Genomic DNA, 4,247 nt, shown 5'->3' with positions numbered 1-4,247 from the left:
GCGCCCGGCTGATCGCCCTCAGCCACGGCCGCACGCCGCTGCAGCTGGCGGGCCCGGACGGCCAGCCGATCCCCCTGCGCCAGGTGCACTGGCAGGTGGGCCAGGAGGCGGCCCTCGAGCCCCTGCTCGCGGAGGTGGACGTGCTGGTGATCAACCACGGCATCAACGTCCATGGCGACGCCAGCGCCGAGGCGACCGGCTGCTCCCTGGAGGTCAACGCCCTGAGCGCCTGGCGGCTGTTGGAGCTGTTCGCCGTGGTGGCGTCACGGCGCCCTGGGGATCGCGAGGGGCACCGGCGGCCCCAGGTGTGGGTGAACACCTCGGAAGCGGAGATCCAGCCGGCCCTGAGCCCCCTCTACGAGATCAGCAAGCGGCTGCTGGGCCAGCTGCTCAGCCTGCGGGCCCCGGCCCTGGCACCGGTGCTGCGGCTGCGGCGGCTGGTGCTGGGGCCGTTCCGCTCGGCCCTCAATCCCGTTGGCATCATGGGCGCCGACTGGGTGGCGGGCGAGATCCTGCGCCAGGCCGACTGGAACTGCAGCCTGATCATCGTCACCCCCAACCCGCTCACCTACGTGCTGATGCCCCTGGCGACCCTGACGCGCTGGGCCTACTACGGGCTGCTGCGGCGGCGCTGAACGCCGGAGGTGCCGGGCCGGCCGGGCCTAGAAATCGCGGTCGGTGAGGATGTCGCAGCCGTCGGAGGTGACCACGATGGTGTGCTCCCACTGGGCCGAGAGGCTGCCGTCCACCGTCACCACGGTCCAGCGGTCCTTGAGGGTGCGGCAGGCCTTGCTGCCGGCGTTGAGGATCGGCTCCACCGCCAGGGTCATGCCGGCGCGCAGCTGCATGTTGGGCAGGTCGCGGGTGCGGTAGTTGAACACCGAGGGCTCCTCGTGCAGGTTGCGGCCGACGCCGTGGCCCGTGTAGTCCTCGACGACGGCGTAGCCGTGGGCCTCGACATGGTCCTGGACGGCGCCGGCCAGCTCCAGCAGGGTGCTGCCGGCCTTCACGGTGGCCAGTCCCTTCATCAGGGATTCCTGGGCCACCCGGCTGAGGCGGCGGGCCTCTTCGGGCACCCCCTCGCCGACGCAGAGGGTGACGCAGCTGTCGCCGTGGAAGCCCTCGTAGTAGGCGCCGGTGTCGATCTTGACCAGATCACCGGCCTTGATCACCCGCTTGGCGCTGGGGATGCCGTGGACCACCTCGTTGTTGATGCTGGCGCAGATGCTGGCCGGGAAGCCGTGGTAGCCCTTGAAGCTGGGGGTGGCCCCCATGGCGCGGATGCGGGCCTCGGCGTGGCGGTCGAGGTCGCCGGTGGTCATGCCCGGCGCGGCCATGTCGATGATCTCCCGCAGCACCGTGGCCACGATGCGGCTGGCCTGGCGCATGATCGCGATCTCCCTCGCCGATTTCACCTCGACGCCGCGGCGGCCCTTCTGGATGCGGGGGCCGGCCTGGGTGAGAGGGGTGCCACCGCCCTTGACGCCGTTGGTGCTGGCCAGCAGATCGGCGAACAGGTTCATGCGGTGGGAGTCGGGGCCAGACATTCAAGTTATCAATGGCGTCCCTCCCGCCGTCGGTTCCCCGTGTCCAAAGCCACCACCGCCTCCCCGTCCTGGGGCGCCCGCCTGCGGCAGGCCCACGCCTGGATGGCGCCGCTGGTGCTGGCGCCCCTGCTGGTCTCGGCCGTCACGGGTGTGGGTTACCGCCTGCTGCGCGACTGGGGCGGGCTGGGCCGGGACCAGGTCCATCCGCTGATGGTGCTGCACGAGGGCGAATGGCTCCAGCGCTGGCTGGGCCCGGTGGGGGAGACGCTCTACGTGCTGCTCAACGGCCTGGGGCTGCTGTGGATGCTGGTCACCGGGGGCGCCATGGCCTGGGAGCGGCTGCAGCGGAGCTGGCGGCGGCGCGGGGGGAAGGGGGTCACCTGAGGCGGTAAGGTGTTGGTTTGGCCAGGCGCTCCGAGAAAAGGGATGGCAACCGAGACCGATCCGACCACCAGTGATCCGTCCACCGACGTGGACCCGCAGACCGTGGACCAGGAGACCCCTGCCACCTTGACCGTCACCACCGGCAAGCTCAGTGCCCGTGCCTTGATCCAGGAGTTCGAGGCGGCCCAGCTGAAGAGCGACCTGCCCGAGATCTACGTGGGCGACACCGTCAAGGTGGGCGTGCGGATCCGGGAGGGCAACAAGGAGCGGGTCCAGCCCTACGAGGGCGTGGTGATCGCCAAGCGCCACGGCGGCCTCAACCAGACGATCACCGTGCGCCGCATCTTCCAGGGCATCGGCGTGGAGCGGGTCTTCATGCTGCACAGCCCCCAGGTCGCTTCCGTCAAGGTGGAGCGGCGCGGTAAGGTGCGTCGGGCGAAGCTCTTCTATCTGCGTGACCGGGTGGGTAAAGCCACTCGCGTCAAACAGCGCTTCGATCGCTGAAGCCTGGTTTCACGGGATTTCATTGCCCGCGTTTCCCTTTCACGCTTTCCAGGGGCCATCGGCCTTGCGCCGTTAGTTCAGTTGGTAGAACGCAGGTCTCCAAAACCTGATGTCGGGGGTTCAAGTCCTCCACGGCGCGTTCGATGGTCCCATTTGCAGTCTCGTGGTTCCGAACATGGAGTTGGATCTACAACCCGGTGATGTGGTCAAGGTGCTGGAATCGGCCGCCCTTGGCTGGGTCCGGGCCCGGGTCATCCGGGTCAAGTCCGGAGGTCGGGTCGTGGTCCAGAGCGACCAGGGGCGGGAGTTCACCGCCCGCGGCAATCAGGTGCGTCTGATCGAACCCGCCGGCTTCCGCCCCTGAGCCCAGCGCCTCGGCGCCCCCCCTTTGGCCAGCCCCTGCCCCGTGCCCCGCACGGGGCTTTTTGTGTGGCACCCTCACCAGGCCCGCCCCCTGACCGCCCTCCCGGGTGCCGTGGACGGACCGCGTTGACGGAGGGACCGGTGACGATGGATACTTCCTTGGTCGGCGTCCGCGCCGTCGCGATCGCCCATCGGCGCCGCTTCCACCCCCCGGGGTGGATCGTGCCTCGAATGTCGGTCTGGGACTGTAGTTCAATCGGTTAGAGCACCGCCCTGTCACGGCGGAAGTTGCGGGTTCGAGCCCCGTCAGTCCCGTTCTCACCACCTGGAGCCGATTCCGTGGCCGCAGCGGTTCCCGTACGCGTTCGGCTGGCCCCCAGCCCCACCGGCACTCTCCACATCGGCACCGCCCGCACGGCGGTGTTCAACTGGCTGTTCGCCCGCCACCTGGGGGGCGCCTTCCTGCTCCGCATCGAGGACACGGACCGGGAACGCTCCAAGGCCGAGTACACCGAGAACATCCTCGATGGCCTGCGCTGGCTGGGCCTCACCTGGGATGAGGAGCCGGTGGTGCAGAGCCAGCGCATCGAGGCCCACCGGGCCGCGATCGTGCAGCTGCTGGCCAGCGGCCACGCCTACCGCTGCTTCGCCAGCGACGCCGAGCTGGCGGCGATGCGGGAGCGGCAGCAGGCCGAGGGCCGCGCCCCCCGCTACGACAACCTGCACCGGGACCTCACCGCCGAGCAGCAGCAGGCCTACATCGATGCGGGCCGCGAGGCGGTGATCCGCTTCCGCATCGACGACGGCGCCACGATCACCTGGAACGACCTGGTGCGCGGCGAGATGCGCTGGGCCGGCAGCGACCTGGGCGGCGACATGGTGATCGCCCGCCGGGCGCCCGCCGATGCCATCGGCGACCCCCTCTACAACCTGGTGGTGGTGGTGGACGACGCCGCCATGGCCATCAGCCACGTGATCCGGGGCGAGGACCACATCGCCAACACCGGCAAGCAGCTGCTGCTCTACGAGGCCCTGGGGCTGACGCCTCCCCTGTTCGCCCACACCCCCCTGATCCTCAACCAGGAGGGCCGCAAGCTCTCCAAGCGCGACGGCGTCACCTCCGTGGGTGAGTTCCGCGCCATGGGCTACACCGCCGAGGCCCTGGTCAACTACATGACCCTGCTGGGTTGGTCGCCGCCGGAGGGCGTCGGCGAGCGCTTCAGCCTCGAGCAGGCGGCGGCGGTGTTCTCCTTCGAGCGGGTGAACCGGGCCGGGGCGCGCTTCGACTGGGACAAGCTCAACTGGCTCAACGCCCAGGTGCTGCACGGACTGGCGGCCGGTGAGCTGCGCCAGCGGCTGCTGCCCCTCTGGCAGGCCCGGGGCTGGGCCGCCAGCGGCCCCGCCGCCGACGCCGGCTGGCAGGAGGATCTCTGTGCCCTGCTGGGGCCC

The 4,247-nt window shown here is 70.2% G+C and carries 6 protein-coding genes and 2 tRNA genes; 7 read left to right on the top strand and 1 reads right to left on the bottom strand.

Annotation, left to right across the window (positions count from 1 at the left end; translation table 11 throughout):
* Window positions 1–635, top strand: a 635-nt coding sequence (locus VB737_RS15340; protein WP_500314236.1) for a Rossmann-fold NAD(P)-binding domain-containing protein, incomplete at its 5' end; no start/stop codon positions are given.
* Between the two features lie 27 nt (window positions 636–662).
* Here VB737_RS15340 and map read toward each other — a convergent pair.
* Complete coding sequence (map, locus tag VB737_RS15335) at window positions 663–1,523, bottom strand: type I methionyl aminopeptidase (protein WP_500314234.1); 861 nt, start codon at window positions 1,521–1,523, stop codon at window positions 663–665.
* 63 nt (window positions 1,524–1,586) lie between these two features.
* Here map and VB737_RS15330 point away from each other — a divergent pair, with 63 nt between their 5' ends.
* The 6 genes from VB737_RS15330 to gltX all read left to right on the top strand — a co-directional run.
* Complete coding sequence (locus tag VB737_RS15330) at window positions 1,587–1,931, top strand: peptidase (protein ID WP_500314232.1); 345 nt, start codon at window positions 1,587–1,589, stop codon at window positions 1,929–1,931.
* Between the two features lie 42 nt (window positions 1,932–1,973).
* The gene (gene rplS, locus VB737_RS15325) at window positions 1,974–2,435 is read left to right on the top strand and encodes a 50S ribosomal protein L19 (protein WP_500314231.1); all 462 of its coding nucleotides are present in this window, start codon (window positions 1,974–1,976) and stop codon (window positions 2,433–2,435) included.
* A 66-nt stretch (window positions 2,436–2,501) separates the two neighbouring features.
* Window positions 2,502–2,574: transfer RNA gene (locus tag VB737_RS15320), tRNA-Trp, on the top strand.
* Window positions 2,575–2,610: 36 nt separating this feature from the next.
* Window positions 2,611–2,799 carry an SH3 domain-containing protein gene (locus VB737_RS15315; protein ID WP_006043540.1) on the top strand — a complete coding sequence of 63 codons (189 nt, stop codon included), beginning with the start codon at window positions 2,611–2,613 and terminating at the stop codon, window positions 2,797–2,799.
* 240 nt (window positions 2,800–3,039) lie between these two features.
* Window positions 3,040–3,113 (top strand) — tRNA-Asp (locus VB737_RS15310).
* Between the two features lie 24 nt (window positions 3,114–3,137).
* Window positions 3,138–4,247 (top strand): glutamate--tRNA ligase (gene gltX, locus VB737_RS15305; RefSeq protein WP_500314228.1); only part of this gene is annotated, 1,110 nt, incomplete at its 3' end.

It is taken from the genome of Synechococcus sp. BA-120 BA3 (genome assembly GCF_034931285.1).
Classification (GTDB): Bacteria; Cyanobacteriota; Cyanobacteriia; order PCC-6307; family Cyanobiaceae; genus Cyanobium.
Note: the sequence above shows the minus strand (reverse complement) of the source record. Positions and strands in the feature narration are given on the sequence as shown.